This is a genomic window from Rhizobium sp. Leaf384, from assembly GCF_001424065.1.
Lineage (GTDB): Bacteria > Pseudomonadota > Alphaproteobacteria > Rhizobiales > Rhizobiaceae > Ferranicluibacter.
The window spans coordinates 1,522,908-1,549,187 of the sequence record NZ_LMQE01000001.1; the positions used below are offsets into that span (position 1 = coordinate 1,522,908).

The window sequence follows — 26,280 nt, forward strand, 5'->3', positions numbered from 1 at the left end:
CGCCTTAGTGACCGATGTCAACCGGCCGTTTGAACTGTTCGTATTCGTGCGGCAGGATCGTCTGCCGCTCGATCATGCGATGCACATAAGGAGCCGTTTCGCCACGATGGAGCGCGCGGAGCCGCTCGTAGATTGCCGCATCGTCCTTGGTGCGCCGCTGATTGTGGCGGACATACTCGACCCAGGTCGGCACATGATAGGTCTCGGTCCAGATCTCCGGTCGCTCCAGATCGCGCATCAGTGTCCACTGGCCGGCACCGTCGCGGATCCGGACACGGCGACGTTCGGTCATGATCGACAAGAACGCCTCGACATCCGCAGGATCGATCTCGTAGTCGATCATCACGACGATCGGCCCGCTTCTTGGTTTCAGATCGAGCTTGAGCATCGGTTCGGTGAAACTGCCCAGGGGATCGAGATTGAGCGCCTTGAACTCCGGCAAGGCAAACCGCAGGCCGACGGCTGCACCGACCAGCATGACGGCCGCCGAGCCGACAAGCGCCGTTGCGGGACCGTAGTTTTCCGCGGCCAGGCCCCAGACCCAGCTGCCGAGCGCCATGCCGCCGAACGTGGTCGTCTGGTAGAGCGAAAGAGCCCGTGCCACCACCCAGCGCGGCGTGGACAGCTGCACGGTCGTGTTGAACAGCGACAGGGCCAACACCCAGCCGGCACCCGATAGAAGCATGGCAAGGCTTGTGAGGACTTCCGACCGGCTGACCGCGGCGATGACGGCGGACAGCCCGAAGCCGACGAAGGCAATGCGCACGACGGCTTCGCCGGCCAGACGCTCGCGCAGCCGGGCGCTCAGCAGCGCACCGCCGATCGCACCGATGCCGAAGGCGCCGAGAAGGACGCCATAGGTGAGCGGTCCACCGGCCACGAGATCGCGCGCGACGAGCGGCAGAAGGGCCAGGATCGCGCTCGCCGACAGGCCAAAGAGGAAGCCGCGCAGCATGACCTTCAGGATGTTCGGCGACATCGCGACATATCGCAGGCCTGCCCCGACGGCCCGTGCCAGGGGCTCGCGCGGCAGGGCGTTGAGCGCCGGCGTCCGTTTCCAGCGCAACAGCGCATAGATCAGCGCGAAATAGGTGAGCGTGTTCACCGCGAATGCCGCCGCTGCGCCGGCTGCTGCCACGATCACGCCCCCGATGGCCGGGCCGACGCTGCGCGTCATGTTGAAGCCCATGCTGTTCAGCGACACGGCTCCCGGCAGATCCTCGCGCGGGACAATGTCGCCAACGGAGGCCTGCCAGGCCGGGTTGTTCAGCGCCGTCCCGCAGCCGATCAAAAAGGTGAACGTCAGCAACAGCCAGGGCGTGATCAGACCGAACCAGGCGAACGCCGTCAGCAGCGCCGATACGACCAGCATGAAGAGCTGCGCGACCAACATGATCCGCCGCCGGTCGAAACTGTCCGCCAGCGCGCCCGAGATCAGCGAGAACAGCATGATCGGCAGCGTGACCGACGCCTGCACCAGTGCAACCATGTTCACCGACGTCGAGATGGACGTCATCATCCAGGCGGCGCCGACGGACTGGATCAAGCCGCCAAAGTTCGAGGCAAGGCTGGCGATCCAGATGATGCGGAAGGTCTCGTGGCGGAATGGCGCCAAAGGCGATGATCGATCCGGCACGGCCGTCTCCTCGTTTATGCGCAGCCACCTTGACGAGACCGCCGATATGCCATGGCGGCACGACCGTGATGCGGGCGGCGGCCTTTTCAGGATGTCTGATGTCCTCTTGACGCAATGTAGCCCGGACACCTGCTGCGGCAACCCGCGGCAGCGCGCCGATTTCGCCCAAGGGACGCTCGCGGGTCGCTCGGGGACCGCGCAAGGGTCACATCCCGCGCGGCGCTTGCAATTGCGGCGGATGCAGCGTATACGACGCTCAAATTCTTGATCGGTTGATGAAGAGTGGGCCCGTCAGGACCCGCTCTTTTTTATTACCATCATGACAGACCTTGCATGACGGGAGACAGTGCTTGTCCGACATCGACACGGCAGAAATGCAGCAGGAACCGCGCCTGATCACCGAGACCGGGATCGATCGTCGCGTGGCCGACATTATCGAACCCGTGCTGATCCCGATGGGCTACCAGCTGGTACGCGTCAGGCTTTCGGCCCAGAATGGTGCAACGCTGCAGATCATGGCGGAACGGACCGACGGCACGATGACGGTCGAGGATTGCGAAACCGTCTCCACCGCGATCTCGCCGGTGCTAGACGTGGACGATCCGATCGGCAAGGCGTATCATCTGGAAGTGTCTTCGCCGGGCATCGACCGGCCGATGGTGCGCAAGGGCGATTTCGTCCGCTGGACCGGCCATCTCGTGAAATGCGAGACTTCGGTTCTGGTCGAAAGCCGCAAGCGCTTCCGCGGTGTCATTCGGAGCGCGGACGCGGACGGCTTCACGATCGAGCGCGACCAGCCGGGTCCGGACGAGGCGCCGATGGTCACGGTGCCGTTCTCCGCGCTGGCAGAAGCCAAGCTGATCCTGACGGACGACCTGATCCGCGATGCACTGACCGCCGACAAGAAGGCCAAGGCTGCACGCGAAGCGGCCAACGAGAATTTCGAAGACATCGACGGCGACGACGAGACCCCTTCGCAGCAATGACAAGCGCCCGGCCGGCGCTTCAGCTTCGAAGCCCGGCCCGAGAGGCACCACCCGGACTATTCGACCTACGGAGACATACCCCATGGCAGTCAGTGCTAACCGGCTCGAACTTCTGCAGATCGCGGATGCCGTCGCGCGCGAAAAGGTGATCGACCGCGAAATCGTGCTGGCCGCCATGGCCGATGCGATCCAGAAGGCGGCACGCTCCCGCTACGGTTCGGAAAGCAACATCCGCGCCGACATCAACTCCAAGACCGGCGAAATCCGCCTTCAGCGTCTCCTGGAAGTTGTCGAGGTTGCCGAAGACTACGGCACGCAGATTCCCCTGGAACTGGCGCGCGACCGCAACCCGGATGCAAAGCTCGGCGACTTCATTGCCGACCCGCTGCCGCCGATGGATTTCGGCCGCATCGCTGCCCAGTCCGCCAAGCAGGTCATCGTCCAGAAGGTCCGCGAAGCCGAGCGTGACCGCCAGTTCGACGAATACAAGGACCGCATCGGCGAGATCGTCAACGGCACGGTCAAGCGCGTCGAATACGGCAATGTCATCGTGGACCTCGGCCGCGGCGAAGGCATCATCCGCCGCGACGAGATGATCCCGCGCGAGAACATGCGCTATGGCGACCGGGTCCGCTCTTATGTCTACGACGTTCGTCGCGAACAGCGCGGTCCGCAGATCTTCCTGTCGCGCACGCATCCGCAGTTCATGGTCAAGCTCTTCACCATGGAAGTGCCCGAAATCTACGACGGCATCATCCAGATCCGCTCGGTCGCCCGTGACCCCGGTTCGCGCGCCAAGATCGCCGTCATTTCCAACGACTCGTCGATCGATCCGGTCGGCGCCTGCGTCGGCATGCGCGGAAGCCGCGTTCAGGCTGTCGTCGGCGAGCTCCAGGGCGAAAAGATCGATATCATTCCGTGGAGCCAGGATCCCGCATCCTTCATCGTCAACGCCCTGCAGCCGGCCGAAGTGGCCAAGGTCGTGCTTGACGAAGATGCCGAGCGCATCGAGGTCGTCGTGCCCGACGAGCAGCTGTCGCTCGCGATCGGTCGTCGTGGCCAGAACGTCCGTCTCGCGTCGCAGCTGACCGGCTGGGACATCGACATCATGACCGAAGCCGAAGAGTCCGAGCGTCGCCAGAAGGAATTCAACGAGCGCACGAACCTCTTCATGGAAGCGCTCGACGTGGACGAGATGGTCGGCCAGGTTCTGGCGTCCGAGGGCTTTGCCCAGGTCGAGGAGCTCGCCTTCGTAGAACTCGACGAGATTGCCTCCATCGAAGGCTTCGACGAGGAGACCGCGAGCGAGATCCAGACACGTGCCCGCGAATATCTCGACAGGCTGGAAGCCGAGATGGATGAAAAGCGCAAGGAACTCGGCGTTGCCGACGAACTGCGCTCCATCAACGGCATGACCGGTCAGATGCTCGTGGCCCTGGGTCAGGACGGCATCAAGACGATGGAAGATTTCGCAGGCTGCGCCGCCGACGACCTCGTGGGCTGGTCGGAGCGCAAGGATGGCGAGACCAAGCGTTTCGAGGGCCTGTTCTCGAAGCTCGAAGTTTCGCGCACCGAAGCGGAAACCATGATCCTCGAAGCACGCCTTGCTGCGGGCTGGATTACGGAGGAAGACCTTGCACGCGAGACCGAGGCACTCCAAATAACGGAAGGTAGCGAGGAGGACGAGGCGGAAGCCGCGTCCTGATCCTCATGAATGCCGCACCCGATCAGCCCGAATGGGCAACGGACGATCCCAGCGTCCCCGAAGACGCGGATGACGACTTGCCGCTCAACGGCCGCATGTGCATCGTCACCCGCAAGAGCGGTCCGGCCGATGACGGCCTGATCCGCTTCGTTGCGGGGCCGGACGGCCGGGTGGTCGCGGATCTGAAACGCCAGTTGCCGGGACGCGGCTGCTGGGTCACGGCCGAACGGGCGGTTCTCGAGACGGCGATCAAGCGCAAGCTTTTTGCCCGGGCGCTCAAAACGGCAGAGGCCAAGCCCGGTCCCGAACTCCTGGACGAGGTCGACAGGCTGCTGGTTCAGCAACTTGTCGGCATGATGAACATGGCGCGCAAGGCCGCGCAGTTCATCACGGGGGCTTCGAAGGTCGAGCAGGCCGTCCGCGGGATGGCGGCCATCGCCACCTTCCACGCCTCCACGGCCGCACCCGACGGTGTGCGGAAGATTGACCAGGCGCGCAAGGCCATCAGCTTTGCTGCCGATGACGGTGAGCAGATACCCACGTTCCGCTTCTTCACCGGAGAGGAATTGGATACGTTGCTCGGAAGTAATTCTTTTATCCATGCCGCAGCGCTTGCAGGGCAGGCGGGTGAGGGTGTAGTGAAGCGCGCAAACATGCTGGAACGATACCGGGGCGAAATGTCCCCCCGTGCCTTCGGCGACGCTTCCCAGCCGACATCATGACGCGGGACACCGGCTACGGCCGTGACGACCGCAATACAGTAAGACGACAATCGAACGACGGGGTCTGGTGATACGCATCCGGCTTCGATCTGAGGAACGGAACGGAATGACCGATAACAACGACGACAAGACCCTGAGCGGAGCCGGCAAGAAGACTCTGACGCTGCGCCCCTCCGGCGTGAGCCAGGGCACAGTCCGCCAGGACATGGGCCGCGGCCGCACGAAGGCTGTCGTGGTCGAAACCCGCAAGCGCCGCCCCACACGGCCCGAAGACGAGAAGCCGGTCGCACCGATCGCCTCGGCTCCGGTCCGCGCGCCGCAGCCACGCCCGCCGGAAACCCGGCCGATGCAGCAGACGTCGGTTCGCCCGCAGCCCCAGGCTCCGCGGCCCGATCCTGCGCGTCCGCGCACGGGTGTCGTCCTGAACCAGCTGTCAGCCGGTGAAATCGATGCACGCCGTCGTGCGCTTGCCGAAGCGCAGATCCGCGATGCCGAGGAAGCCAAGGCACGCGCAGCGGCCGAGGAACAGCGCAAGATCGAAGAAGCTGCCCGCCTGAAGCGCGAAGCCGAAGAGGCCGCACGCCGCGAGGCGGAAGAAGCTGCCCGTCCTGCGGCAGAACGCGAAGCCGAGAAGGTGGCCCTGGCCGCTGCTGCCGAAGCCGAAAAGGCTGCGGCCGCTGCAGCTGCCGCTGCTCCGGTTGTCGAGCGCCCTGCCCCCATCATCACGACGGATGCCAATGGCGTCCGCACCCGCCGCACCAACGAAGCCGAGGAAACGCGCTCTGCCCGTCCCGGCGCGGTACCGGTCCGCGGCAAGCCCGTTCGTCCCGAGCCGGCGAAGGCTCCCGCCCGTCCGAAAACCGAGGAAGAACGTCGCAAGGGCAAGTTGACCCTGACGGCCGCGCTCGACGACGACGGCAATGCCCGTGGCCGCTCGCTCGCCGCCATGCGTCGCCGGCAGGAGAAATTCCGCCGGAGCCAGATGCAGGAAACGCGCGAAAAGGTCATGCGCGAGGTTATTCTGCCGGAAACCATCACCATTCAGGAACTCTCGCAGCGCATGTCCGAGCGCGCCGTTGACGTCATCAAGTACCTGATGAAAGACGGCCAGATGATGAAGCCCGGCGACGTCATCGACGCGGATCTGGCGGAAATCATCGCCGCCGAATTCGGCCACACGGTCAAGCGCGTATCGGAATCCGACGTTGAAGAAGGCATCTTCAACCAGGCCGACGATGCTGGTGAAATGGTTTCGCGCCCTCCGGTCGTGACGATCATGGGCCATGTCGACCATGGTAAGACCTCCCTACTCGACGCCATTCGCCAGACGAGCGTCGTCTCCGGCGAGGCCGGCGGCATCACGCAGCACATCGGTGCCTACCAGGTCGAACAAAACGGCCAGAAGATCACCTTCATCGACACGCCCGGTCACGCGGCCTTCACAGCCATGCGTGCCCGCGGTGCGCAGGCAACCGACATTGCGATCCTCGTGGTCGCGGCCGACGACAGCGTCATGCCGCAGACGATCGAATCGATCAGCCATGCAAAGGCGGCCGACGTTCCGATCATCGTGGCGATCAACAAGATCGACAAGCACGAAGCCAACCCGGACAAGGTTCGTCAGCAGCTGCTGCAGCATGAAGTGTTCGTGGAGTCGCTCGGCGGTGAAGTTCTCGACGTCGAAGTCTCGGCCAAGAACAAGGTCAATCTCGACAAGCTGCTCGAGGCGATCCTGCTGCAGGCCGAAATTCTCGACCTCAAGGCCGACCCGAGCCGGACGGCCGAAGGTATCGTCATCGAAGCCCAGCTCGACCGCGGTCGCGGCTCGGTGGCGACCGTGCTTGTCCAGAAGGGCACGCTGAAGCCCGGCCAGATCATCGTGGCCGGCGACCAGTGGGGCCGTGTCCGTGCCTTGGTCACCGACAAGGGCGACCACGTCAAGGAAGCGGGCCCTGCGACCCCGGTCGAGGTTCTCGGCCTGTCGGGCACCCCGGCTGCCGGCGATCGTTTCGCGGTCGTTGAAAACGAAAGCCGTGCGCGCGAGATCTCCGAATATCGCCAGCGTCTGACGCGCGACAAGGCGGTTGCCCGCCAGTCCGGCCAGCGCGGTTCGCTCGAGCAGATGATGAGCAAGCTTCAGAACACCGGGTTCAAGGAGTTCCCGCTGGTCATCAAGGGCGACGTGCAGGGTTCGGTCGAAGCCATCATCGGCGCGCTCGATCGTCTCGGAACCGACGAAGTGCGGGCTCGGATCGTGCATTCGGGCGCCGGTGCGATCACCGAGTCCGATATCGCGCTTGCGGAGTCCTCGGATGCCGCGATCATCGGCTTCAACGTTCGCGCCAATACCCAGGCCCGTCAGGCGTCCGAGCGTTCGGGCATCGAGATCCGTTACTACAACATCATCTACGACCTGGTGGATGACGTGAAGGCGGCGATGTCGGGCCTGCTTTCGCCGGAACGTCGCGAGACCTTCCTCGGCAACGCCGAAATTCTGGAGGTGTTCAACATCACCAAGACCGGCAAGGTCGCGGGTTGCCGCGTGGTCGAAGGCAAAGTCGAGCGTGGTGCGGGCGTCCGCCTTGTGCGCGACAACGTCGTCATCCACGAGGGCAAGCTCAAGACCCTCAAGCGCTTCAAGGACGAAGTCTCCGAAGTGCCCGTCGGTCAGGAATGCGGCATGGCCTTCGAAAACTACGAAGACATCCGTGCTGGCGACACGATCGAGTGCTTCCGCGTGGAGCACATTACCCGGACGCTGTAAGGCAAACCGGATTTCCGATTTGAAAATGGCGGCTGCGGCCGCCATTTTCATGTCCGGTCGCCAGAGGGCGAGACGCTGCAAGCCAAGCGGGGGTGAGATCACCCTCCATGCCGCCAGCACATCGCGGAAGGAGCAGAAACGTGAACCACGGAAAACCCCGCATCAGCATTGTCTATTGCACGCAATGCAACTGGCTTCTGCGCTCCGGCTGGATGGCACAGGAGCTGCTGCAGACCTTTTCCGATGCGCTTGGCGAAGTGGCGCTCCTTCCCGGAACAGGCGGCATCTTCGAGATCCGGGTCGATGAGACCCTGATCTGGGAGCGCAAGCGGGACGGCGGGTTTCCAGGCCCCAAGGAGCTGAAGCAACGGGTGCGGGACATCATCGCGCCGGAGCGTGACCTCGGCCATACAGATCGGCCCGCCTCTTGAGCTTCGCAGCGCTTGCCGGCGTCTTCGGTGCTGCGTTCCTGTCCGCCACGCTTCTTTTCGGGCTTTCGGAAGCGGCTGTCATCGCGGCGCTGCAGAATCCCGAGCTGCCGCGCGGCATCGTCTTGCTCGTCGCCACCGCCGGCAACGTCTGCGGTGCCGTCGCCACATTCGTGCTGGGCCGCTTTTTCCTGCGTTTCGAGGCGCGGCGGTGGTTTCCCGTCTCGCCGGAGAACCGGGCGCGGGCAGAGGCCATTTTCCGGAGATACGGGCAGCCGGTTCTGCTTCTCTCCTGGCTCCCCCTTATCGGCGATCCGCTAACGCTTGCGGCCGGGATTCTGCGCATGCCGTGGCTTGCCTTCCTTGTCTATGTCACGATCGGCAAGGCAATCCGTTACGGCCTGCTGGTCTGGGTTTTCGGTTGAGGCAACTTCAGTAACCGATTTCTTATTTTGCCGCCTCCGTAACCGTCGCGCGGCTTTGATGCATCGTGGGTTTTAGGGTACTTCTGCCGCGAACGCCGGTGCCACAGGGCATCATCTGAAGACGCAGGAGCCCCACGTCCCATGAGCCTGAAATTCGGAACCAGCGGGCTGCGTGGCCTCGCCATTGATCTAGAGGGTCCGGCAGCCGCGCTCTACGCTACGGCATTCGCGCACATGCTCCTATCGACCGGACAGGCAAATCCCGGCGATACGGTCCTCATCGCCCGTGACTTCCGTGCTTCCAGCCCGGCGATCTCCGCCATCGCCGCGGGCGCACTGCTGCGCGCCGGCCTTTCCGTGCTTGACTGCGGCACCGTACCGACGCCGGCGCTTGCGCTATATGCCCTCACCACGCGCTCGGCCGCCTTGATGGTCACCGGCTCCCACATCCCAGCCGACCGCAACGGCATCAAGTTCTATCGTCCTGATGGAGAGATCGCGAAGGATGACGAACTGGCGATCACCGAGGCCGCGGACAGGCTTCGTGCAAGCGCCGGGACGGTCGACGCCACGCCGGCGGAGGCCCCCGATATCGAAGCCACCGTGCGCGATCTCTTCGTCGCGCGAAACATGGCGCTTCTGCCGGACCGCGCGCTCGCCGGCCTCAAGGTCGGCGTCTACCAGCATTCCACGGTCGCCCGCGATCTCTTCGTCGATGTGCTCACGCGCTACGGTGCCGATGTGGTGCCGCTTAGGCGATCCGACAGCTTCATTCCGGTGGACACGGAGGCGGTCTCCCCCGAGACGGTTGTGGCCCTGCGCTGCTGGGCGAGCGAGCACGGCCTGGATGCGATCGTCTCGGCGGATGGTGACGGGGACCGGCCGCTTTTGAGCAACGAGCGCGGTGAGCCGATCAGAGGCGATCTGCTCGGCCTGATCGCGGCCGAGTTCCTTGGCGCGACCATCGCGGTTACACCGGTCACCTCGAACTCCGGGCTGGAACGACGGGGCACGGTGGAGGTTCTACGGACCCGCGTCGGCTCCCCTTTCGTCATTGCGGGCATGCAGGATGCGGTAATGTCCGGGCATGCCTGCGTGGTCGGCTTCGAGGCGAACGGCGGGACATTGACGGCAAGCGATGTGACGGTGAACGGCACACGGTTGGCCGCGCTTCCGACGCGCGATTGCTTCCTCCCGGTCTTAGCAGCGCTTTTCCAAGCCGCAGAGCGTCGTGTGGCGCTTTCGGCGGTTGTTGCAGGGTATGACCTGCCCATTGCCCTCAGCGACCGCCTGGAGCGGTTTCCGGTCGAGACGAGCGAGGCCCTGATGACGCATCTGCGCCATGGTCCGGCAGAGCTTGCCGCTTTTCTGGCGCCCGTGGGCACACCGGCCCTCGTTAGCGATATCGACGGTCTGCGGATTACGCTCCAGGACGGTGCGATCCTTCACCTCCGCCCGTCCGGAAACGCACCAGAAATGCGCTGCTATGTGGAAGCCGCCACCGAGACGAAGGCAAAGGCGCTCCTGGCCGACGGTCTTGCGCTTATCCGCGCCTTCGCCCATCAACGGGCCGAAACCTGCAGCAGCGCAACGAGCGCGGCAGAATGAAAATTGAACATTAACAATACTTTGCAGCGACTGTCGCGAAAACTTCAAAAACGCTGTTGACACCGGACGCCCGGCCTTTTACATCCCCGCTCGTCGCCCAGATGGCGGAATTGGTAGACGCGCCAGCTTCAGGTGCTGGTACCCGAAAGGGTGTGGAGGTTCGAGTCCTCTTCTGGGCACCAAATTCCCGAAAATGACCCACAAAGCCCTGCTTCTGCAGGGCTTTTGGCGTTTGAAGCCTTGTCGAGCACGCGCTCCGTGGCCGGCACCGAAAGACGCTTCTCGTGACAGTCTGCTGCGTCGTAGCCTGAACAATCGTCACAAAACTCTTACTTTTCATCCGGCAGAAGTCACGCTTCTCATTCAGCCTGTTTTCGCATTTCCTTGAACATGTTCCGATGATTCGCGGCACGCGTGTTTTGCGCGCCGAGGGAGGGGACATGAAAGCTTCATGATCAAGCGAAGGGGTGTCGCAATGGGGAAATACGATAGCGTGGAAAACTGGGCCGTGCTGCGGGCACAGCAGATCCTGATGCGGGAAGGCATGGACCTTGCCGTCTCGGTGCGCGATGCCAATACGGGGGCGGTTCGCGCGAAGGGAAAGCTTCTGGCCATGGCGATCGCCGCATCTCTGATGGAGGCGTCCGCTTCCTCGCTGCGGAATGACGCCACCCCCTCGATGTAGGGATTGCTGCACCTTCGCGATGGCCTTACAGATCGCGCCGTGACTGGTGGGCTGTTCCCGCAGAAAAGAAGGAGAACGTCATGTCGTTCATTTCGGATATGGCGCTCGAGCAAACGCAGATCGATGTCGTCTATCGGGCCCTCGATCTCTGGTGTCGGGAGATCGGCACGCCGATCGACAGTGCGGACGGTCGCGATGTCGCGACCGTTCTCCTCGGACTTTACAAGACAGGCCATACCAGCGAAACGGAGTTGTTGGCGGCGATGCGCAGGATCAACGTCGACGAACGCTGACCCTGTCATCTCCGGATGCAAAACCGATGCGAGCGGTTCTAGTTGTTGGTGACGGGTTTCGAGCGCATGCGGGAGACGGTTTCCCGCTCGGCGCGCTTGCAGCGCACGGGTGGCAATCCGCGATCCATCAGATCCATGTCTTCCAGCACCATGTCGCCCATTTTCTTGAAGGCGCTGTCGAGCGCCCCGGCCCGGTGCGCCGAGCGTAGAAAGCCAGGCAGGCCGCGAACCTTGTGGTCGAGCGGCAAGGGTTCCTCCGGAAAGACGTCGCTGGCCGCAACGATGTGACCTTGCTCGACGGCGGCCATCAGATCTTCGAAATCCACGACATTGGCGCGGCTCAGCAGAATGAAGGCCGCGCCCTTCTTCATCTTGGAAAATGCGCGCGCGTCGAGGAAGCCTTCGTTCTCGCTGGTCACGGCCGCAACGACAAAGATGAAGTCGCTTTCGGACAATACGGTGTCGAGATCCGCCGGGATGACGCCGTTGTCCTTGAGGATGGACGCCGGCAGCCAGGGATCGAACACCCGCGTCACCGTCCGGAAACCGGTGAGGACACGGTTGAGCGCCTTGCCGAGGTCGCCAAAGCCGATGATACCCACCTGGGAGCCGCTCAGGAGCCTTGCCGTCCGGTTGCCGTCCCCGCCCCAAAGTTCGCGACCCTGCCGGAAGTCCAGATCGGCATCCACCAGACCACGCGCGATTCCGAGCGCCATGGCGAGGCCCAGTTCCGCAACAGGCTCTGCAAAAACCTGCCCTGTGGTGACGACATGAATGCCCCGTTCGAAGAGCACCTCATAGGGCATGTTGTTGATCAGGTTGCTTTCGACATTCAGAATGGAACGCAGCCTGGGCATGCGTGCGAGCGTAGCGGCATCGAGCGGTGGCTGGCCAAGGACATAGCGCGCAGCGCCAAGGATATCGCCATCCAGACTGGCGACGGTTTCGGCCTCGACTTCGATGACCCGATATCGGTCGTGGAGTACGCCAAGGGCGTCCGTTGTGAAGATGAGATCGAGCGTTCGCGGCTCGGGTGCGCTGATCACCAGCGGCTTTTCGTTTCCGGACATTCGCGTTCCTCCCGCATTGTCGGCGCTCGCATCGTTCGAGAGCGCGTGTCGTCCGAGATCGCACCCGGACAGGTTCACCAGCTCTGCGGCTGATGCCCTTTCCGTAGCAGACGATGGGCCCATGCGAAATTGCGGGTTGCGGGAATGAGACGGGTTAATAATTCAGGCCGCGAAGCTGCCGATACGTCGAAGGCGGCAGGCGGGGCGAGACGAACTCCGGGCCGCCGTTGCGACTGCAGACATTGACCGTGTCATAGCGCGGCCCGCGTGTGGGCAAGATGTTGCCCAGCGCACGATCGATCAGCACCTGTTCGCAGCGCAGGTTGCTGGTCATGCCGATCGGATCCTCCGGTTTGACACCCGGCAGATTGTCGAACGTCAAGCCGGGTTGGCGCGGTTCGGCAGCATGTGTGACCGACGCGATGCCGAGAAAGAGCATGATGCCGACGCCTGCGAGCAGGGCATGTGTGCAGATCCCGTGTCCCATGGCTTGCGCCCCTTTTCGTTCGTTTGTCGTCCGGTCCCCGGTGCCGACCTGCTGTTCTCGCGGCGAGCCAACGCTATCGCATCGCAAGCCGTTCCGCGCTATACCGCCGGCTTGGGCCGGTCAAATGCGGGCGACACGACCATTCTCCGTCCGTGGCCTTGACGAGGCCGACGGCCTGCCCGGCCAGACCGTATCATGATGTGGGGACGTGCATGCCGAATACAATCCGGTTTCACGAAGGCGATATCGCCGCTCAGGACGCCGCGCGCTACAATGGCGCAATCGCCGTGGATACGGAAACGCTTGGTCTCGTGCCGCGCCGCGATCGTCTGTGTCTCGTGCAACTGTCACCCGGAGACGGGACGGCCGATATCGTGCGGATCGCCCCAGGGCAGACGACGGCGCCCCATCTCGTTCACATGCTCGCAGACCCCGCCCGGCAGAAGATCTTTCACTATGGACGCTTCGATATTGCCGTGCTCTTCCACACCTTCGGCGTCACCACCACGCCTGTGTTCTGCACCAAGATCGCCTCGCGTCTGTCGCGCACCTACACCGACCGCCATGGCCTGAAGGACAACCTGAAAGAAATGCTGGAGGTCGACATCTCCAAGCAGCAGCAGTCGTCCGACTGGGGAGCGCCGGTTCTGACCCCGGCCCAACTGGACTATGCGGCCTCCGACGTTCTCTACCTGCATGCTCTGCGCGACAAGCTGAACCAGCGCCTGATCCGGGATGGCCGGATCGACCACGCGGAAGCCTGTTTTGCGTTTCTGCCCACGCGCGCAAAGCTCGACCTGCTCGGATGGGACGAAACGGACATTTTCTCACACAGCTGAAGCCGCGCTTTCAGATCTGCGCCGGCTTGCGCACGACGCCGAGGCGGGCCACGACCTCCTTTGGGATCCGGTAACGCTCGATGGCGTCCCGATTGGAGCGAAGACCACACATCTCGCGCTGGATGAAGAACGACCAGACAACATCGGCTGCGGCATCCAGCAGGGCCTCACGCCGCTCCGGCGTGGTCTCGGGATCGTCGAGCGCCTGCAGCGCGCCGATTGCCTTTTCCACTTTCAACCCGTGTCGTCCCAGCGCGTCCGCGCGCTCGGCCATCAGTTCATACCCGAGGATATCCAGCCCCGTAGACCGCGCGGCGCCCGGATTTCTGAACGATTGCGGCGGCCTGACCGACATTGCGGACCCTCCCTCTGCTCTGGGGCGTCCGTGAGCCGGATCGCCCGTCCTGCCGCCCTCGTCTCGGCAGAGGACGCGCAGGGTCTGATTTGGGGCGCCCTCCTCCCGCCGGCAAGAGGATCGCCGCGGTCCAGCGCCCTCGACCTCGACCTCAACCTTATCGGGCCTGCGCGCGAACCTCCTCGAACGACCAGTCCTTAAGAAGGCGGCCATCCTGCCATACGGGCTTTAGCTGATTTTCGCGGCCGCCGAGCGCGTCGAGCCGCACGGCCTCTAACCCGGCCAATCCTGAGATGACGGCCTGACGCCCGGCCTTGGAGGCCTTGACGTTCATGGTGGCTGGGCGCTTCCAGACGTCGTGCCAGCGCCCGGCCGTATCCTGGCGGGCATTGGCTTTCATGGCGAAGGCATAGGTATCGCGGTTCACCTTCTGGAGAATACCGCCGCCCATGGCAAAGGTCATATTCTCGGCGGAATAGCCGAAGGCTTCCAGCCGGCTCAAGATCTGGTTCATATCGGCCAGCGTGATTCCGTCGCCCTGAATAACCCGGACGCATCGATCGAGCACCTTGAAACCCTTGCGGTTCTGCGTCGCGCCAAACCGATAGTCGAGTTGCTGGACCACTTGGACCGGCGTCTCGATCGGATCGCCACTGTCGGGGCGGATATAGACCGTCGCCCCGCTGGCCTTGACGGTGTCGCGCAGTTGCTTGCCCCAGATGAAGGATACCGCCGTATTGATGTCGTAGCTGTCGGAAACGACAGCAAAGGCGCCGGAGGGCGCAAAGCGGGCGACCATGTTCTCGTAGGCATCCGCCTCGTGGTCGCCGCCCCAGGCCGTCATGGTCGAATGCTCGGAGGCCGGCATGGAGCGACCGGCCATGGCCGCACCGTAGCAGCGGCGCGCGGTGAGCACGCCCGACAGCGTATCCGTCCCCGTGAAATGGACGAGATGCGCGGCGCCACCGATGCCGGCCTGCTCGAAAGCGCCGACGCCGCGCGCGCCATAGTCGAGGAGGCGCGATGGCAGAAGGAGGTCGGGCTCGTCGGCCGTCCGTTCGAGCGCATCGCGAAGCGCCAGCTTGACCTTGCGGACGTTGCTGGCCACCGAGGACGGATACCAGACAGCGCGCAGCAGTGCCGTTTCGATATGCGACGTCAGCCACCAGCAGGCGGGATCGGTGTTGACGACCTGAACCAGCGGCACGCCGCGGCGCGTCAGCGTGCCCTCCGGCAAAGCCTCGATCCGCAGCGGGAGATAGCCCCCATGCACGTTGACGATATGCGTCCAGCCGGCCCGATCGAACGGCAGGCCATGGGCCTTCGCGATCTCTTCGGCCTCTGCCACGTCGATCGCCGTCACGGGGCGGCTCAAGACGTCCTTGAGGAAAATCTGCAAGCCGAAGAAGACCACGTCGATGAGATCGCTCCCGCCACGGGTCTCGATGTAGGAGGAGATGGCGGCCGTCTCCGGCGGATATTGCAGGAAATGGCTGAGCTTGTAGCTATCGGTATTGAGGATGAGATTGTCCCAGTTCATGTCATGCAGCCTTCCGTCCATCGCGTGATATGCATCGGCATCTCGCTAAGGATATCGTAACCATATTGCGCTAATCTGGAGACATTCATGCCTCGCCGGCTCTTTTGCCGGTTATGCTGCCTCCAGATGTTTTCTGGCGGGCATGCGCATGACGCGCCCCTCGACATCATGACGCCGGTTCTCCCGGCGCTCCTGAACCCGCCGGCCGGCAGGGCGTTTGTTCCCTGCGTTCGTTTCGCATCAATCGCACCCGGTCGAGACCGGACATTGACGGAGACTGCCATGCAGACATCGACCGCCATCTCCCGAAGTGCCCCCGCAGCCTTGACCGACGGCGGCACGGCAAAAGACCGGCAGGCGCTCCCTGCAGCGGCAACGAAGCGGTTCGACACCATCCTTCATGTCATCGAGATCGTCCTGCGCGACATGCCGAATGCGGATCCGGCGACGCGTGTCGCGCTGGCCCGCCTGACGGACGCGCTGGCCCGGATCGTCGATCTTCCTCCACAGCCACAGGAAACCCTGCGCGATTTTACCCGCCGCCTCGCTGCCCATATGGACGTTTTGCCGCCCGCCGCGCGGGCGCTGATCGAAAAGCAACTGAACCAGCAGCCGCTTCTCGCCGCTCTGAAGATGCTGGTGGAAACGTTGCGGCCGGCGCTGACAATCGATCTCCGGATCGACATGCCGCTGACACGCGATGGCCTTTGGCATCCCGACGCCGTCTCCGCCCTCTTCCCGGACGAAGACGACAGACCCGCGTTCCATCAGCCGACCATCCAGGTTCCGCTGCCGACCCGCATGGCCTTCTCCCAGGCACCCGGCGTTGCGCCCGGCGCACCGCACCTGCAGCAGGCGCTTGGAAAGGCCTTCTCGCCGGAAACGACGGGGCCTTCGTCCGGGCGGCCGGAACAGGCACCCGATCCACGTCCTGTAATGGAGCCGTCCGGCCGGACCGGCAGTCCCTTGCAGACCGCAAACGAACCCGTGCCGCCGCTGCGAAAGGCGGTGGCATTCCTCGCGTCCGACGCACAGGCGCTGGCGCAGGCTGCCGCCATTGCGAGGATCAGTCCCGTCACGGGGTTCGTGACATGGCCCATGACATGACCCATGACATGACCAGCGACATGCCACGCGAAATGCGCCGGGACATCCCGACCGCTTTACCTTCCAAGCCGCTTCCGCAAGGGCAGGATGGCATCGGTCCAGCGGAGAGCAGCATTGGGGACAATGCCCGTGGCGGGCTTCCGGCGATGCAGCCTCCTACAGATAGGGACGGCACGATCGTTGGCGCGACCCATCGGGGCAGTGCCCAGTTCGCGTCTGACGGGATGGGGCCTGCCGGGCTTGGCCGCGGTACTCCGGTTCCCGAAACGCCCGTCGATGGAGCAGGGATCGCGGCGTCCTTCTCAGCCGTAGACGATCCTGAAGAGCGGCTAGCGCAGCAACAGTCCATCGGCAACCAATCTCACATGCCGGATCATCCGGCATCCCTGCGCACGTCAACGGCGCTCGGACCGGCGTCCTCGGGGCCCGTCGTTCTCGAACGTTATGGTTCTACGCAGACTGCCCCTGCCTCATCGTCCGCTGATCATATGGACAGCAAGCTTCCGTCGGCAGCGCCCCGCATCACCGAGACGATCACCTTTCAGGCTCGGCCGCTCGTGCCCGCGCAGGTTGACGCTCCGCACGGTCACCGCCCCGAAAACTCGCAGGAACGCGGCCCTGCCCAGCGCAACGGCGACGCTGCCGATGCCCTTGCCCGCCGGATCGACGCGATCCCACCACAGGTGGAAATCGCCCTGATGACGCCGGGAATGCGCGAGGTTGCGAATGCCATCGGACAACTCGATGAATGGGAAACGCTGTTCTACCTGCTGTCCGGAAGCCTCGGCGAGACGCCTGAAGCCCTTCTGCCACAGGAAACGCTCCGTGCCGCAGACCATCCGGCAGTCGCGACGGCGGCGCGCCCGCAGAATAATCACAGCACCGAGTCGGACCTGTTGACGGTCATGGACGAGGACCGCGCATCACGCGGGCTCGCGCCGCAGGCGACGCACGGCGAAGACATCGCGCCCCTCCCCGGTCCGCCTCGCGGCCTTGACGCCATACTCGCCCGGGAGGCGGTCGGTTACGCCTTTGTCCCCTACTTGACCGCTGCCGATGCCGGCAAGACCGAGGATGAGGAGCCGCGCGCCCAACGGCGGGATGACGAAGCCGGCTTCGCCCAGAGCGAGGATGGCGATACCAGCGGAAACGACCGTGAAGCAACGTCGGATAAAGACGAAGCGGCCCTTGCCGAGACAGCTCCACCCGACGAGCAGGCGGAGGCCGGCCGAACGGACGAGATGGCGGACGGTGCGCGCCATGACGCTTACGATCTGTATCAGCGCCTCTCGGACCTTGCCTGAACGGGCACAGCCCGCGAGCGGGGCATGGCCCGGATCGACACAAGGAAAAGGCCCGCGGCGAGGGATCGCCGCGGGCCTTTTTCGTTCAAACGCGGTTCAACAGGACTGTTGAACGGACAACGATTACTCGTTGCCGCCGCGGTTCTTGAGGGCGGCGCCCAGGATGTCGCCGAGCGATGCGCCCGAATCGGACGAACCGAACTGTGCGACGGCTTCCTTCTCTTCGGCGATTTCCAGCGCCTTGATCGAAAGCATGACCTTGCGGTCCTTCTTGGAGAAGTTCGTGACGCGGGCGTCTACGGTCTGGCCGACCGAGAAACGCTCGGGACGCTGCTCGTCACGGTCGCGCGACAGGTCGGCACGACGGATGAACGAGGTGATGTCCTCGTGGTTGACGAGACGAACCTCGAGGCCACCGTCGTTGACGGCCGTAACTTCGCACGAGACGACGGCGTTCTTGCGCAGTTCGCCGGACGTGGCGGCTTCGCCGACCGAGTCCTTGCCGAGCTGCTTGATGCCGAGCGAGATGCGCTCCTTGTCGACGTCCACATCGAGAACGACGGCCTTGACCATGTCGCCCTTGTTGTATTCCTCGATGACCTGCTCGCCCGGACGGTTCCAGTCGAGATCCGACAGGTGCACCATGCCGTCGACGTCGCCGTCGAGGCCGATGAACAGGCCGAATTCGGTCTTGTTCTTGACTTCGCCTTCAACTTCCGTGCCAGCCGGATGGCTGTGCGCGAAGGCCTGCCACGGGTTCTCGAGCGTCTGCTTGAGGCCGAGCGAGATGCGGCGCTTGGTCGGATCGACTTCGAGAACAACAACGTCGACTTCCTGCGTCGTGGACAGGATCTTGCCGGGATGTACGTTCTTCTTGGTCCAGGACATCTCCGAGATATGGATCAGGCCTTCGATGCCCGGCTCCAGTTCGACGAATGCACCGTAGTCGGTGATGTTGGTGACGGTACCGGAGATCTTCTTGCCGACCGGGTACTTCGCACCGATGCCATCCCACGGATCGCTCTCGAGCTGCTTCATGCCGAGCGAGATGCGGTGCGTTTCCTGGTTGATGCGGATGATCTGAACCTTGACCTGCTGGCCGATGTTCAGGATCTCGGACGGATGGTTGACGCGGCGCCATGCCATGTCCGTCACGTGCAGCAGACCATCGATGCCGCCGAGATCAACGAACGCACCGTAATCGGTGATGTTCTTGACGACGCCGTCAACGACCTGGCCTTCTTCGAGGTTCTGGACGATTTCAGAACGCTGCTCGGCACGGGACTCCTCGAGAACCGTCCGGCGCGAAACCACGATGTTGCCGCGACGCTTGTCCATCTTGAGGATTTCGAAGGGCTGCGGGTTGTGCATCAGCGGGGTAACGTCGCGAATCGGGCGGATATCGACCTGCGAGCGCGGCAGGAAGGCAACGGCACCATCCAGATCGACGGTGAAGCCGCCCTTGACCTGGTTGAAGATGACGCCTTCGACGCGTTCGCCGGCTTCGAACTTCACTTCCAGGCGCATCCAGCTTTCTTCGCGGCGAGCCTTCTCGCGCGACAGAACGGCTTCGCCCAGAGCGTTTTCGATGCGCTCGACATAGACTTCGACTTCATCGCCGACCTTCAGCGTGCCGTCCTTGGCCTTTGCGCCGAATTCCTTCAGGGCAACGCGGCCTTCGACCTTGAGGCCGACGTCAACGATCGCGACGTCCTTCTCGATGGCCGTGATCACACCCTTTGTGACGTAGCCTTCGGCCAGATCCTGCTGGGCAAAGGATTCCTGCAGCAACGCTGCAAAATCGTCGCGGGTGGGTTGTGCTTGAGACATGAATACTCCTGGTCGTGCCATCTGGCACGGGCGCCGGGGGTTTGCGTTGATCATGTCCGATGACCGCCCGCTCCCGATCGGCCCCATAGGGCATCGTATCGGGAACAATTCCGGCGCGGGGACGGTCGGTTCGGACTGCTAGATTGCTAACGCGGCGTCGATCACTGACTTCGCCGCTGAAAACGCCGCCTCTATACCCATTTCCGAGGTATCGATCAAGTGCGCGTCTGCAGCGGGGCGCAAGGGGCTGTCGGCACGGCCCATGTCCCGCTCGTCCCGCTTGATGATATCGGCAAGGACCGAAAGATAATCGGCAGAAACGCCGTGCGCCGTCATCTCGTCGAAGCGGCGCCGCGCCCGCACCTCCGGCGAAGCGGTGACGAAGAGCTTGACCTGGGCTTGCGGACAAACGACCGTGCCGATATCGCGCCCGTCGAGCACAGTGCCCGGGGTCTGGCTGGAAAATGCCTTCTGCGCCTCGACCAGCGCACGGCGGACCGCCGGCATCACCGCGATCTTCGACGCGGCTTCGCCGATCTGGTGCGAGGCGAGGACCGAGCGGTCGAGCCCGGCAAGATCGACCTTGGAGGCCATCGCCTCGGCGACGCCCTCGTCATCGAGCGGCATGGCTGCATCGAGCAGCGCCTTCGCAGTGGCGCGATAGGTCAGTCCCGTATCAAGGTGGTGAAAGCCGTAGGTTTCGGCAATGCGACGCGACAACGTTCCCTTGCCCGCCGCAGCCGGGCCGTCGATGGCGATAATGAATGTCATGCTTCACCCGAATCAAGAAACTTCGCCCGGATGGATCTCCAGCAGAGACCGGGGAAAAGCAGGAAACCGGGAGAAGGCGTGATGACCGCCGCAGCGATGCCGCCTCCCGATGGACGAACCGTCTCCATCCCCTACCGAACGCACTTTTGCAAGATGGAGCCGTGCCACGATTTATCCAGCCGACCCTCCCCCCCCCCGCATGATTGGGAAAGGGAGAACGCCAAAGCGGCTCGCGCGACGAAAGCCTCTCCATCCCGACGGGGCACCCCTGGTTGCCGCGCTTGCGACCGTGGCGTCACCACTGTCCGGCATCACAAGGCACTCCCTCGCTCTGCAAGGAAACGTCGCCGGGCGCGTTTTCGCTTTGACAGTAACCGCCCATACGATTAAGGGGACCGGCTAATTCATCTTAGGTTTACGGCCGGCATTCCGGCTGATGCCGGTTCGTCCGGCCGTTCGAGAGGCATCGACAGTGGCAAAAGCGGAACTCGGAACCAAGCGAATCGACCCGGAAACGGGCCGTAAGTTCTATGACCTGAACAAGGACCCGATCGTGTCTCCGTACACGGGCAAGTCCTATCCGCTCTCCTTCTTCGAGGAGACCTCGGTTGCCAAGGTCATGGAAAAGGCTGCGGAAGAAGAGGACGTCGCAGAAGTCGATACCGAGAACCCGGAAGTCGAGCTCGTCTCCCTCGAAGAGGCCGACGAGGGCGCAAACGGCGACGACATCCCGGATCTGGGCGATGACGAAGTCGAGATCGACAATGACGATGACGACACCTTCCTCGAGGAAGACGAAGACGACGATAATGACGGCCTGTCCGATCTGATCGGCGTCAATGACGACGACGACGAAGTCTGATCGGCCTCCGCATTCCCTCTCTTCAAGGCCTGCCTTTTTCGCAAAAGGCAGGCCTTTTCTTTGGCGTGATCCCGTTCTTTCAGTGCGCCACCAAGGCGGTTTCCCCGCAAATTCAACAAAATGTCGATAGCATCGATTTTATGACTTGCCATCGTCGGGAAGCGGACGTAATAAGCCGCACCTGCCGGGACGAAACGCCCGGCGGCACCCGGAACCGGCCTTGCCGGACCCTTAATGGGGCTATAGCTCAGCTGGGAGAGCGCTTGCATGGCATGCAAGAGGTCAGCGGTTCGATCCCGCTTAGCTCCACCAAATCTCTCTGGAAGTCGAATTCTCTTGCAGCCTCTGCTGTCGATACGTCTGCAGGATGACTTGGCGCGTCTGCACGGGCCTTTTTCACGCACCGCGCTTTGGGGCGCGATCCGGAGGGCGGCCCGAAAGTGCGCTGCTCGTGGGAACGTCCATGCCGGCATATCCGGCTACAGCGACAGCTCGATCCAAACGGGCGCGTGGTCGCTGGTCTTTTCCCATGCGCGGACATGCCGATCGACGCCGCAGGCGGTGAGGCGCGGCGCGAGGTCGGGACTGAGGAGGCAATGGTCGATCCGCAGCCCTGCATTTCGCGCAAAGGCATTGCGGAGGTATTTCCAGAAGGTGAAGATCTGCTCGTCGGGATGCAGCGTGCGGATGGCGTCGGTCCAGCCGGTCGTGACCAGATTGCGGTAGGCCTTGCGTACTTCGGGACGAAAGAGCGCGTCGTCCGCCCAGCGCGCGGGGTTGTAGACATCCAGATCGGTCGGCATGACGTTGAAGTCGCCCACCAAGGCGGACGGCATACCGAATTCCAGCAATGTCTCGCCATAGGCCGTCAGAGCCTTGAACCAGTCGAGCTTTCGCGCAAATTTGGGTCCGGGATAGGGGTTGCCATTGGGTGCATACAGCGCGCCGACGATGATCCCGCCGGCGATCGCCTCGATGTACCGGCTCTCACCGTCATCCTGTCGCGTTGCATCGTCGTAACCGGGAATGCCCCGCCGGATAAGCGTCGGCTGGGCGTCACGCTCAAGGATCGCCACCCCGTTCCAGGCCTTCTGCCCGTGCCATACGGCCCCGTAGCCTGCCTTCTCCAAGGCCTGCTTCGGAAACTTGGCCTGTGGTGCCTTCAGTTCCTGAAGGCTGACGACGTCCGGCCGGGTTTCCTTCAGCCAGCGAAGAAGAATATCCAGCCGACCGTTGATCCCGTTCACGTTATAGGTGGCGATCCGCATGGAGGGCTCAGTGGCCCTTCCGGTCGCCCTTGTCGCCTTCGCCGGGTTTTGCATCCGTCTTGGCATCGTGACGGGCATCGGCTGAAAGGGAGCGACTGACATCGACGCTCTCCTTGAACCGGCCGTCTTCGTCGCGCCGGACGTAACGCTTGTCTGTTCCCGTATCGATCAATTCCCGCTTCGACATGGTCGTCTCCTTTTGGCTGATGACAGGAGATAACTTCGGAAGCCGGAAAAAGATGCGCTCCCCTCCCGCGGGATGAACAACATCGGGTCTTGCCGATCTCCTGGTCCGCCACGCGTCATAGCGTTGTCGCCAAGCCACGAGGCTCCGAGCACGGATCCGCCAGAGGCGACGATCAGGATTGTCATTGGGAATAGCCTCCTCCAGAAACTGAAAAGCCTGCCGCGGGAGGAGGTGCGGCAGGCTTTCCAAAAGAACCGAACAGCGGCTGGGAGGAGGAGTGCCGCTATTCCTACAGGGTCCGGGAAGGAGGATCGGAGCCCTGAAACACGAAGAGCGCGGGAGGAGGTGCGCTGTTCGATAGGGACCATCTTACGCGATTTCGAAAAAACCAAAAGACCGTTCATTGCAGTGCAGCTATGCAAGGCAAGCATATCGGTCAAAAGAAACGTCCGTCATTGACCAAATCTTAACCATTCGGAGGTTTTTGGCGTCACTTGCTATCAGCGGCCGACAGCATTTTCGGGCATGTTTACCCCCTCAAACTCTGTACGTTTCTGACATTCCGCGTCGAAGTCATTGTCAACCCTCGAACATAACGATCTTCTTTTTCAGTGCAGGGAGTAGCATAATCGTGCGGAAAACGTTATCGATTGCTAACAAGAAGGGCTGTAGGGCTTCCACCATCCGTCGGGTTGGAAATTCGTTGCTCTTTCTGAAGATTCATACATTCTCGCGCGACGAGAATTCAGCCGGTATTCCGCAGGAGCGACCATGAACGCGAAAGCCCCCCATGCGATCGATGTGTACGTCGGAGGTCGTGTTCGTGCGCGCCGGCTTATTCTTGGAATGAGCCAGACGGCGCTGGGCGATCGCCTCGGCATTACCTTCCAGCAGATCCAGAAATACGAAAAAGGCGTGAACCGGATGGGCGCGAGCCGGCTTCAGGCGGCCGCCGACATCTTGAGTGTCCCGATCAGCTACTTTTTCCAGGACAATCCGAGTGATCAGGCACGTCCCGAAGCGGCCGATTTCGATGCTGTGAACGCCTTTCTCTCGACACGCGAAGGCCTGTCGCTGAACAAGGCCTTCTCGTCCATCAAGAGCCCTGATATCCGCAAGACGGTCGTTGCCCTGGTCACCTCGCTGGCCCAGGGCGAAGAAGCATCTGTGCGGCAGCCGGCGGATGCGTCCGCTACGCAGGCTTCCGCCAACGTTTCCTGATGTGCCCGCTGCGGCTGCAGACCTTCGGCAATCTGGCCCTGAAAGCCCGAAGCGGTGAAGACCTCGCCTTCCCGCAGAAGGCCCTGCTGATCGTCTGCGTGTTGCGCCTGGGCGAGCGTCCGGCGCTGCGGCGGGATGAGGCGTCCGCCATGCTCTGGCCCGAAGCCGATCGCGAGGTGCAGCACATCAATCTGCGCAAGATGGTGTCCCGCGTCCGGAAAGCCCAACTCGCCTATCACAGTGTCATCCTCGATATCGACGAGACGTCCATCGCGCTGGGCGACGACGGGCAGCGGCTGGTGGTGGACGCCGCCTGCTTTCGCCGGGACGATACGTCACTGGAAACCATGCTGGCCTTGCTGCGGGAGCGCTTTCTCTCCGGCACGCTCCCGGACGGCTTTCTGAGGCGCTGGGGCGACCTGCAGGTCGACATGCAGTATCACCGCTTCCGCGAGCGGCTGTTTGCCGTCTCGCGGGACGTCGCGGCCAAGCCGGACACCGTGGTGCTGCGAGAGGCGGCCTTCCTGCTTCTGGAACGCAATGTCCACGATGAACCGGTGCGGGCACTGCTCGAAGACAATGCACCATCGGCGCAGCAGGACGACCTTCTGGGCGACCCGACAAAAGCCTCCCTGTTTCCAGGGCAACGGACGACCGCGCCGAAGAGCCTTCCGTTGGATACGCCGGTCGTCTATGCGCAGGTCATGCCTCACGCTTCGCGGGCGCTCAGCGTCACGGCATCGCTGCCCAGGCTCGCCCTCCTGCCGCCGGCCCTGCGCCTCGGGGCCTCGCGCACCCTCACCGGGACCGTTGCGGCCCTGATCGACGATATCGCCATCAGTCTCTGCACCTTGCGAAATATCTCGATCGTCGCGCCGCACACGGCCAAGCGGATTCAGGAGAGCAACGACAAGATTGCCATGCTGGAAACGCATGCCATCTCCTATCTGGTCGACACCACGCTCTGCGCGGAAGGCCTGCTGGTCCAGATCATCTTCGTTCCTCTCGACCGGGTCATCTGGGCGGAGCGCTTTGCGCTCGACACGCCCTTTTCCTCGCACAGGCGGGTGATCGCCAAGATCATTGCGGACAGCATCGCGACCGAGCTTCAGCGCAACCATGATCCGCTGGTCGAATACGAACATCATCCGGATGCCTACCGTGCCTATCTCGCCGGCGCGCGCCAGACGAAGGACATTTCGCTCCCGTCCATTCGCGGGGCACGACGCGGCTTTCGCGAAGCGCTTCAGTACAGGCAGGATTTTGCGCCGAGCTTCATCGGGCTCGCACGCACCTACTCGCTGGAATGGGTGTTGACCGCACGTGGCGACAAGAACCTGCTCCACAAGGCGGAAGCGCACGCGCGGCTCGCCATCCAGCAAGACCCTGCAGGGGCAGCAGGCTACAAGGAACTTGGCGTCGCCAAGCTCTATCTCGGCGACCTCGACGAAAGCCTCGACGCTCTGGCACGGGCGGAAGCCCTGAGCCCCCATTACGCCGACGCGATCTACAGCTATGCCGACTCGCTCGTCCATGCCTCGCGCCCGGACGAGGGGCTCCGCAAGATCCAGCGGGCGATCGAGCTCAATCCCCTGAGCCCGGACGATTATTTCTGGAGCGCCGCCGGCGCGAGTTATTTCGTCGGCAAGTATCAGGAGGCCATCGACTATATCAGCCGGATGACCAATCAATCCTCGGCCGATCGGCTGAGAGCCGCTGCATTCGCCATGCTCGGCGATCTGGCGTCCGCGCGCCGCTACCGCCGCAAGGACCGCGAAACCAATCCGCATTTCGACCTCGATCGCTGGCTGGCGGTTCTACCCATCCGCGAAACATGGCAGAAAGAGCTTTACCGTGAAGGCCTTTCCCGGGCAGGATATTAGCGGCAGATTCGCTTGAGGAACCTGTCCTTTCTACTTTGGCAACCACAACCTTACATGGCAGGTGGTTGTCCTTGTCGTTCTTGTCTCAAAGGAAGATCTCATGTCCAAAACTGTCGTTTTCGGCGTCCCCGGGGATAGCCAGCTCTACGTCGCTGATATCGAGGCGGGCACGGTCAAGCCCCTGGAGGACACTGACGGCCGCGCTGGCGAACTGCGCGCCGACCGCGCGCCTTTTATTCGCGGCGTCGATTTCGCCGTAGCCCTCGCTCCGGCCGACAAGGCGTTCTCCGGTCTGTTCGACTGA

General features: G+C 63.1%; 25 protein-coding genes and 2 tRNA genes. 18 read left to right on the top strand and 9 right to left on the bottom strand.

The window, feature by feature from the left end:
- Window positions 1-4: 4 nt before the first annotated feature.
- Complete coding sequence (locus tag ASG25_RS06985; RefSeq protein WP_062471096.1) at window positions 5-1,636, bottom strand: MFS transporter; 1,632 nt, start codon at window positions 1,634-1,636, stop codon at window positions 5-7.
- Window positions 1,637-1,986: 350 nt separating this feature from the next.
- Here ASG25_RS06985 and rimP point away from each other — a divergent pair, with 350 nt between their 5' ends.
- The 10 genes from rimP to ASG25_RS07035 all read left to right on the top strand — a co-directional run bounded on the left by rimP (window position 1,987) and on the right by ASG25_RS07035 (window position 11,252).
- The gene (rimP, locus tag ASG25_RS06990; protein ID WP_062471098.1) at window positions 1,987-2,622 is read left to right on the top strand and encodes a ribosome maturation factor RimP; all 636 of its coding nucleotides are present in this window, start codon (window positions 1,987-1,989) and stop codon (window positions 2,620-2,622) included.
- Window positions 2,623-2,704: 82 nt separating this feature from the next.
- On the top strand, window positions 2,705-4,327 hold the full coding sequence (gene nusA / locus ASG25_RS06995; RefSeq protein WP_062471101.1) for a transcription termination factor NusA: 1,623 nt from the start codon (window positions 2,705-2,707) through the stop codon (window positions 4,325-4,327).
- A 5-nt stretch (window positions 4,328-4,332) separates the two neighbouring features.
- The gene (locus tag ASG25_RS07000; RefSeq protein WP_062471104.1) at window positions 4,333-5,049 is read left to right on the top strand and encodes an RNA-binding protein; all 717 of its coding nucleotides are present in this window, start codon (window positions 4,333-4,335) and stop codon (window positions 5,047-5,049) included.
- A 106-nt stretch (window positions 5,050-5,155) separates the two neighbouring features.
- Complete coding sequence (gene infB, locus ASG25_RS07005; RefSeq protein WP_062471107.1) at window positions 5,156-7,813, top strand: translation initiation factor IF-2; 2,658 nt, start codon at window positions 5,156-5,158, stop codon at window positions 7,811-7,813.
- Between the two features lie 140 nt (window positions 7,814-7,953).
- Window positions 7,954-8,244: a SelT/SelW/SelH family protein gene (locus ASG25_RS07010; RefSeq protein ID WP_062692810.1), complete on the top strand. Its 291-nt coding sequence runs from the start codon at window positions 7,954-7,956 to the stop codon at window positions 8,242-8,244.
- Complete coding sequence (locus ASG25_RS07015) at window positions 8,241-8,666, top strand: YqaA family protein (protein ID WP_244479326.1); 426 nt, start codon at window positions 8,241-8,243, stop codon at window positions 8,664-8,666. Before ASG25_RS07010 ends, ASG25_RS07015 begins: the two co-directional genes overlap by 4 nt.
- Window positions 8,667-8,807: 141 nt before the next feature.
- The gene (locus tag ASG25_RS07020) at window positions 8,808-10,274 is read left to right on the top strand and encodes a phosphomannomutase (protein ID WP_062471113.1); all 1,467 of its coding nucleotides are present in this window, start codon (window positions 8,808-8,810) and stop codon (window positions 10,272-10,274) included.
- Between the two features lie 95 nt (window positions 10,275-10,369).
- A tRNA-Leu gene (locus tag ASG25_RS07025) sits at window positions 10,370-10,456 on the top strand.
- A 269-nt stretch (window positions 10,457-10,725) separates the two neighbouring features.
- Complete coding sequence (locus ASG25_RS07030) at window positions 10,726-10,959, top strand: hypothetical protein (protein ID WP_244475168.1); 234 nt, start codon at window positions 10,726-10,728, stop codon at window positions 10,957-10,959.
- An 80-nt stretch (window positions 10,960-11,039) separates the two neighbouring features.
- Window positions 11,040-11,252 (top strand): hypothetical protein, encoded by a 213-nt coding sequence (locus ASG25_RS07035; RefSeq protein WP_062471119.1) that lies wholly within the window; start codon window positions 11,040-11,042, stop codon window positions 11,250-11,252.
- 38 nt (window positions 11,253-11,290) lie between these two features.
- Here the strand turns inward: ASG25_RS07035 and ASG25_RS07040 are convergent, their stop codons facing one another.
- On the bottom strand, window positions 11,291-12,322 hold the full coding sequence (locus ASG25_RS07040; protein WP_062471122.1) for a hydroxyacid dehydrogenase: 1,032 nt from the start codon (window positions 12,320-12,322) through the stop codon (window positions 11,291-11,293).
- Window positions 12,323-12,476: 154 nt separating this feature from the next.
- Entirely contained in the window at window positions 12,477-12,809 is a 333-nt protein-coding gene (locus ASG25_RS07045) for a hypothetical protein (protein ID WP_062471125.1), read from the bottom strand.
- A 212-nt stretch (window positions 12,810-13,021) separates the two neighbouring features.
- Between ASG25_RS07045 and ASG25_RS07050 the strand changes: the two genes are divergently transcribed.
- Entirely contained in the window at window positions 13,022-13,648 is a 627-nt protein-coding gene (locus ASG25_RS07050) for a ribonuclease D (protein ID WP_062471128.1), read from the top strand.
- 10 nt (window positions 13,649-13,658) lie between these two features.
- Here ASG25_RS07050 and ASG25_RS07055 read toward each other — a convergent pair whose 3' ends face one another.
- The gene (locus ASG25_RS07055) at window positions 13,659-14,003 is read right to left on the bottom strand and encodes a DUF6665 family protein (protein ID WP_062471131.1); all 345 of its coding nucleotides are present in this window, start codon (window positions 14,001-14,003) and stop codon (window positions 13,659-13,661) included.
- 157 nt (window positions 14,004-14,160) lie between these two features.
- On the bottom strand, window positions 14,161-15,543 hold the full coding sequence (locus ASG25_RS07060; protein ID WP_062472349.1) for a nicotinate phosphoribosyltransferase: 1,383 nt from the start codon (window positions 15,541-15,543) through the stop codon (window positions 14,161-14,163).
- A 282-nt stretch (window positions 15,544-15,825) separates the two neighbouring features.
- Here ASG25_RS07060 and ASG25_RS07065 point away from each other — a divergent pair, with 282 nt between their 5' ends.
- On the top strand, window positions 15,826-16,650 hold the full coding sequence (locus ASG25_RS07065; protein ID WP_062471134.1) for a hypothetical protein: 825 nt from the start codon (window positions 15,826-15,828) through the stop codon (window positions 16,648-16,650).
- Window positions 16,651-17,138: 488 nt separating this feature from the next.
- Entirely contained in the window at window positions 17,139-17,954 is an 816-nt protein-coding gene (locus ASG25_RS07070; RefSeq protein ID WP_062471137.1) for a hypothetical protein, read from the top strand.
- 123 nt (window positions 17,955-18,077) lie between these two features.
- Here the strand turns inward: ASG25_RS07070 and rpsA are convergent, their stop codons facing one another.
- Entirely contained in the window at window positions 18,078-19,784 is a 1,707-nt protein-coding gene (rpsA, locus tag ASG25_RS07075; RefSeq protein ID WP_062471141.1) for a 30S ribosomal protein S1, read from the bottom strand.
- 138 nt (window positions 19,785-19,922) lie between these two features.
- Window positions 19,923-20,555 carry a (d)CMP kinase gene (gene cmk, locus ASG25_RS07080; RefSeq protein WP_062471144.1) on the bottom strand — a complete coding sequence of 211 codons (633 nt, stop codon included), beginning with the start codon at window positions 20,553-20,555 and terminating at the stop codon, window positions 19,923-19,925.
- 472 nt (window positions 20,556-21,027) lie between these two features.
- Between cmk and ASG25_RS07085 the strand changes: the two genes are divergently transcribed.
- Both ASG25_RS07085 and ASG25_RS07090 read left to right on the top strand, forming a co-directional pair.
- Window positions 21,028-21,417: a TIGR02300 family protein gene (locus ASG25_RS07085; RefSeq protein ID WP_062471147.1), complete on the top strand. Its 390-nt coding sequence runs from the start codon at window positions 21,028-21,030 to the stop codon at window positions 21,415-21,417.
- 236 nt (window positions 21,418-21,653) lie between these two features.
- Window positions 21,654-21,729: transfer RNA gene (locus ASG25_RS07090), tRNA-Ala, on the top strand.
- 167 nt (window positions 21,730-21,896) lie between these two features.
- Here the strand turns inward: ASG25_RS07090 and xth are convergent.
- Both xth and ASG25_RS07100 read right to left on the bottom strand, forming a co-directional pair.
- Window positions 21,897-22,685 (bottom strand): exodeoxyribonuclease III, encoded by a 789-nt coding sequence (gene xth / locus ASG25_RS07095; RefSeq protein WP_062471151.1) that lies wholly within the window; start codon window positions 22,683-22,685, stop codon window positions 21,897-21,899.
- A gap of 7 nt (window positions 22,686-22,692) precedes the next feature.
- Window positions 22,693-22,872: a hypothetical protein gene (locus ASG25_RS07100; RefSeq protein ID WP_062471154.1), complete on the bottom strand. Its 180-nt coding sequence runs from the start codon at window positions 22,870-22,872 to the stop codon at window positions 22,693-22,695.
- Between the two features lie 771 nt (window positions 22,873-23,643).
- Between ASG25_RS07100 and ASG25_RS07105 the strand changes: the two genes are divergently transcribed.
- The 3 genes from ASG25_RS07105 to ASG25_RS07115 all read left to right on the top strand — a co-directional run bounded on the left by ASG25_RS07105 (window position 23,644) and on the right by ASG25_RS07115 (window position 26,280).
- Window positions 23,644-24,093 (top strand): helix-turn-helix transcriptional regulator, encoded by a 450-nt coding sequence (locus ASG25_RS07105; protein ID WP_062471157.1) that lies wholly within the window; start codon window positions 23,644-23,646, stop codon window positions 24,091-24,093.
- A complete protein-coding gene (locus ASG25_RS07110) occupies window positions 24,093-25,976 on the top strand; it encodes a hypothetical protein (RefSeq protein WP_062471160.1) in 1,884 nt (627 codons plus the stop codon). Before ASG25_RS07105 ends, ASG25_RS07110 begins: the two co-directional genes overlap by 1 nt.
- Window positions 25,977-26,076: 100 nt before the next feature.
- On the top strand, window positions 26,077-26,280 hold the full coding sequence (locus ASG25_RS07115; protein WP_062471162.1) for a hypothetical protein: 204 nt from the start codon (window positions 26,077-26,079) through the stop codon (window positions 26,278-26,280).

Bases quoted from the DNA above. Each gene is read 5' to 3' on its own strand.
- nusA (WP_062471101.1), top strand. From the start codon at position 2,705: ATGGCAGTCAGTGCTAACCGGCTCGAACTTCTGCAGATCGCGGATGCC.
- ASG25_RS07000 (WP_062471104.1), top strand. From the start codon at position 4,333: ATGAATGCCGCACCCGATCAGCCCGAATGGGCAACGGACGATCCCAGC.
- infB (WP_062471107.1), top strand. From the start codon at position 5,156: ATGACCGATAACAACGACGACAAGACCCTGAGCGGAGCCGGCAAGAAG.
- ASG25_RS07020 (WP_062471113.1), top strand. From the start codon at position 8,808: ATGAGCCTGAAATTCGGAACCAGCGGGCTGCGTGGCCTCGCCATTGAT.
- ASG25_RS07030 (WP_244475168.1), top strand. From the start codon at position 10,726: ATGATCAAGCGAAGGGGTGTCGCAATGGGGAAATACGATAGCGTGGAA.
- ASG25_RS07035 (WP_062471119.1), top strand. From the start codon at position 11,040: ATGTCGTTCATTTCGGATATGGCGCTCGAGCAAACGCAGATCGATGTC.
- ASG25_RS07040 (WP_062471122.1), bottom strand. From the start codon at position 12,322: ATGTCCGGAAACGAAAAGCCGCTGGTGATCAGCGCACCCGAGCCGCGA.
- ASG25_RS07045 (WP_062471125.1), bottom strand. From the start codon at position 12,809: ATGGGACACGGGATCTGCACACATGCCCTGCTCGCAGGCGTCGGCATC.
- ASG25_RS07050 (WP_062471128.1), top strand. From the start codon at position 13,022: ATGCCGAATACAATCCGGTTTCACGAAGGCGATATCGCCGCTCAGGAC.
- ASG25_RS07055 (WP_062471131.1), bottom strand. From the start codon at position 14,003: ATGTCGGTCAGGCCGCCGCAATCGTTCAGAAATCCGGGCGCCGCGCGG.
- ASG25_RS07060 (WP_062472349.1), bottom strand. From the start codon at position 15,543: ATGAACTGGGACAATCTCATCCTCAATACCGATAGCTACAAGCTCAGC.
- ASG25_RS07065 (WP_062471134.1), top strand. From the start codon at position 15,826: ATGCAGACATCGACCGCCATCTCCCGAAGTGCCCCCGCAGCCTTGACC.
- ASG25_RS07070 (WP_062471137.1), top strand. From the start codon at position 17,139: ATGGACAGCAAGCTTCCGTCGGCAGCGCCCCGCATCACCGAGACGATC.
- rpsA (WP_062471141.1), bottom strand. From the start codon at position 19,784: ATGTCTCAAGCACAACCCACCCGCGACGATTTTGCAGCGTTGCTGCAG.
- cmk (WP_062471144.1), bottom strand. From the start codon at position 20,555: ATGACATTCATTATCGCCATCGACGGCCCGGCTGCGGCGGGCAAGGGA.
- xth (WP_062471151.1), bottom strand. From the start codon at position 22,685: ATGCGGATCGCCACCTATAACGTGAACGGGATCAACGGTCGGCTGGAT.
- ASG25_RS07100 (WP_062471154.1), bottom strand. From the start codon at position 22,872: ATGTCGAAGCGGGAATTGATCGATACGGGAACAGACAAGCGTTACGTC.
- ASG25_RS07105 (WP_062471157.1), top strand. From the start codon at position 23,644: ATGAACGCGAAAGCCCCCCATGCGATCGATGTGTACGTCGGAGGTCGT.
- ASG25_RS07110 (WP_062471160.1), top strand. From the start codon at position 24,093: ATGTGCCCGCTGCGGCTGCAGACCTTCGGCAATCTGGCCCTGAAAGCC.
- ASG25_RS07115 (WP_062471162.1), top strand. From the start codon at position 26,077: ATGTCCAAAACTGTCGTTTTCGGCGTCCCCGGGGATAGCCAGCTCTAC.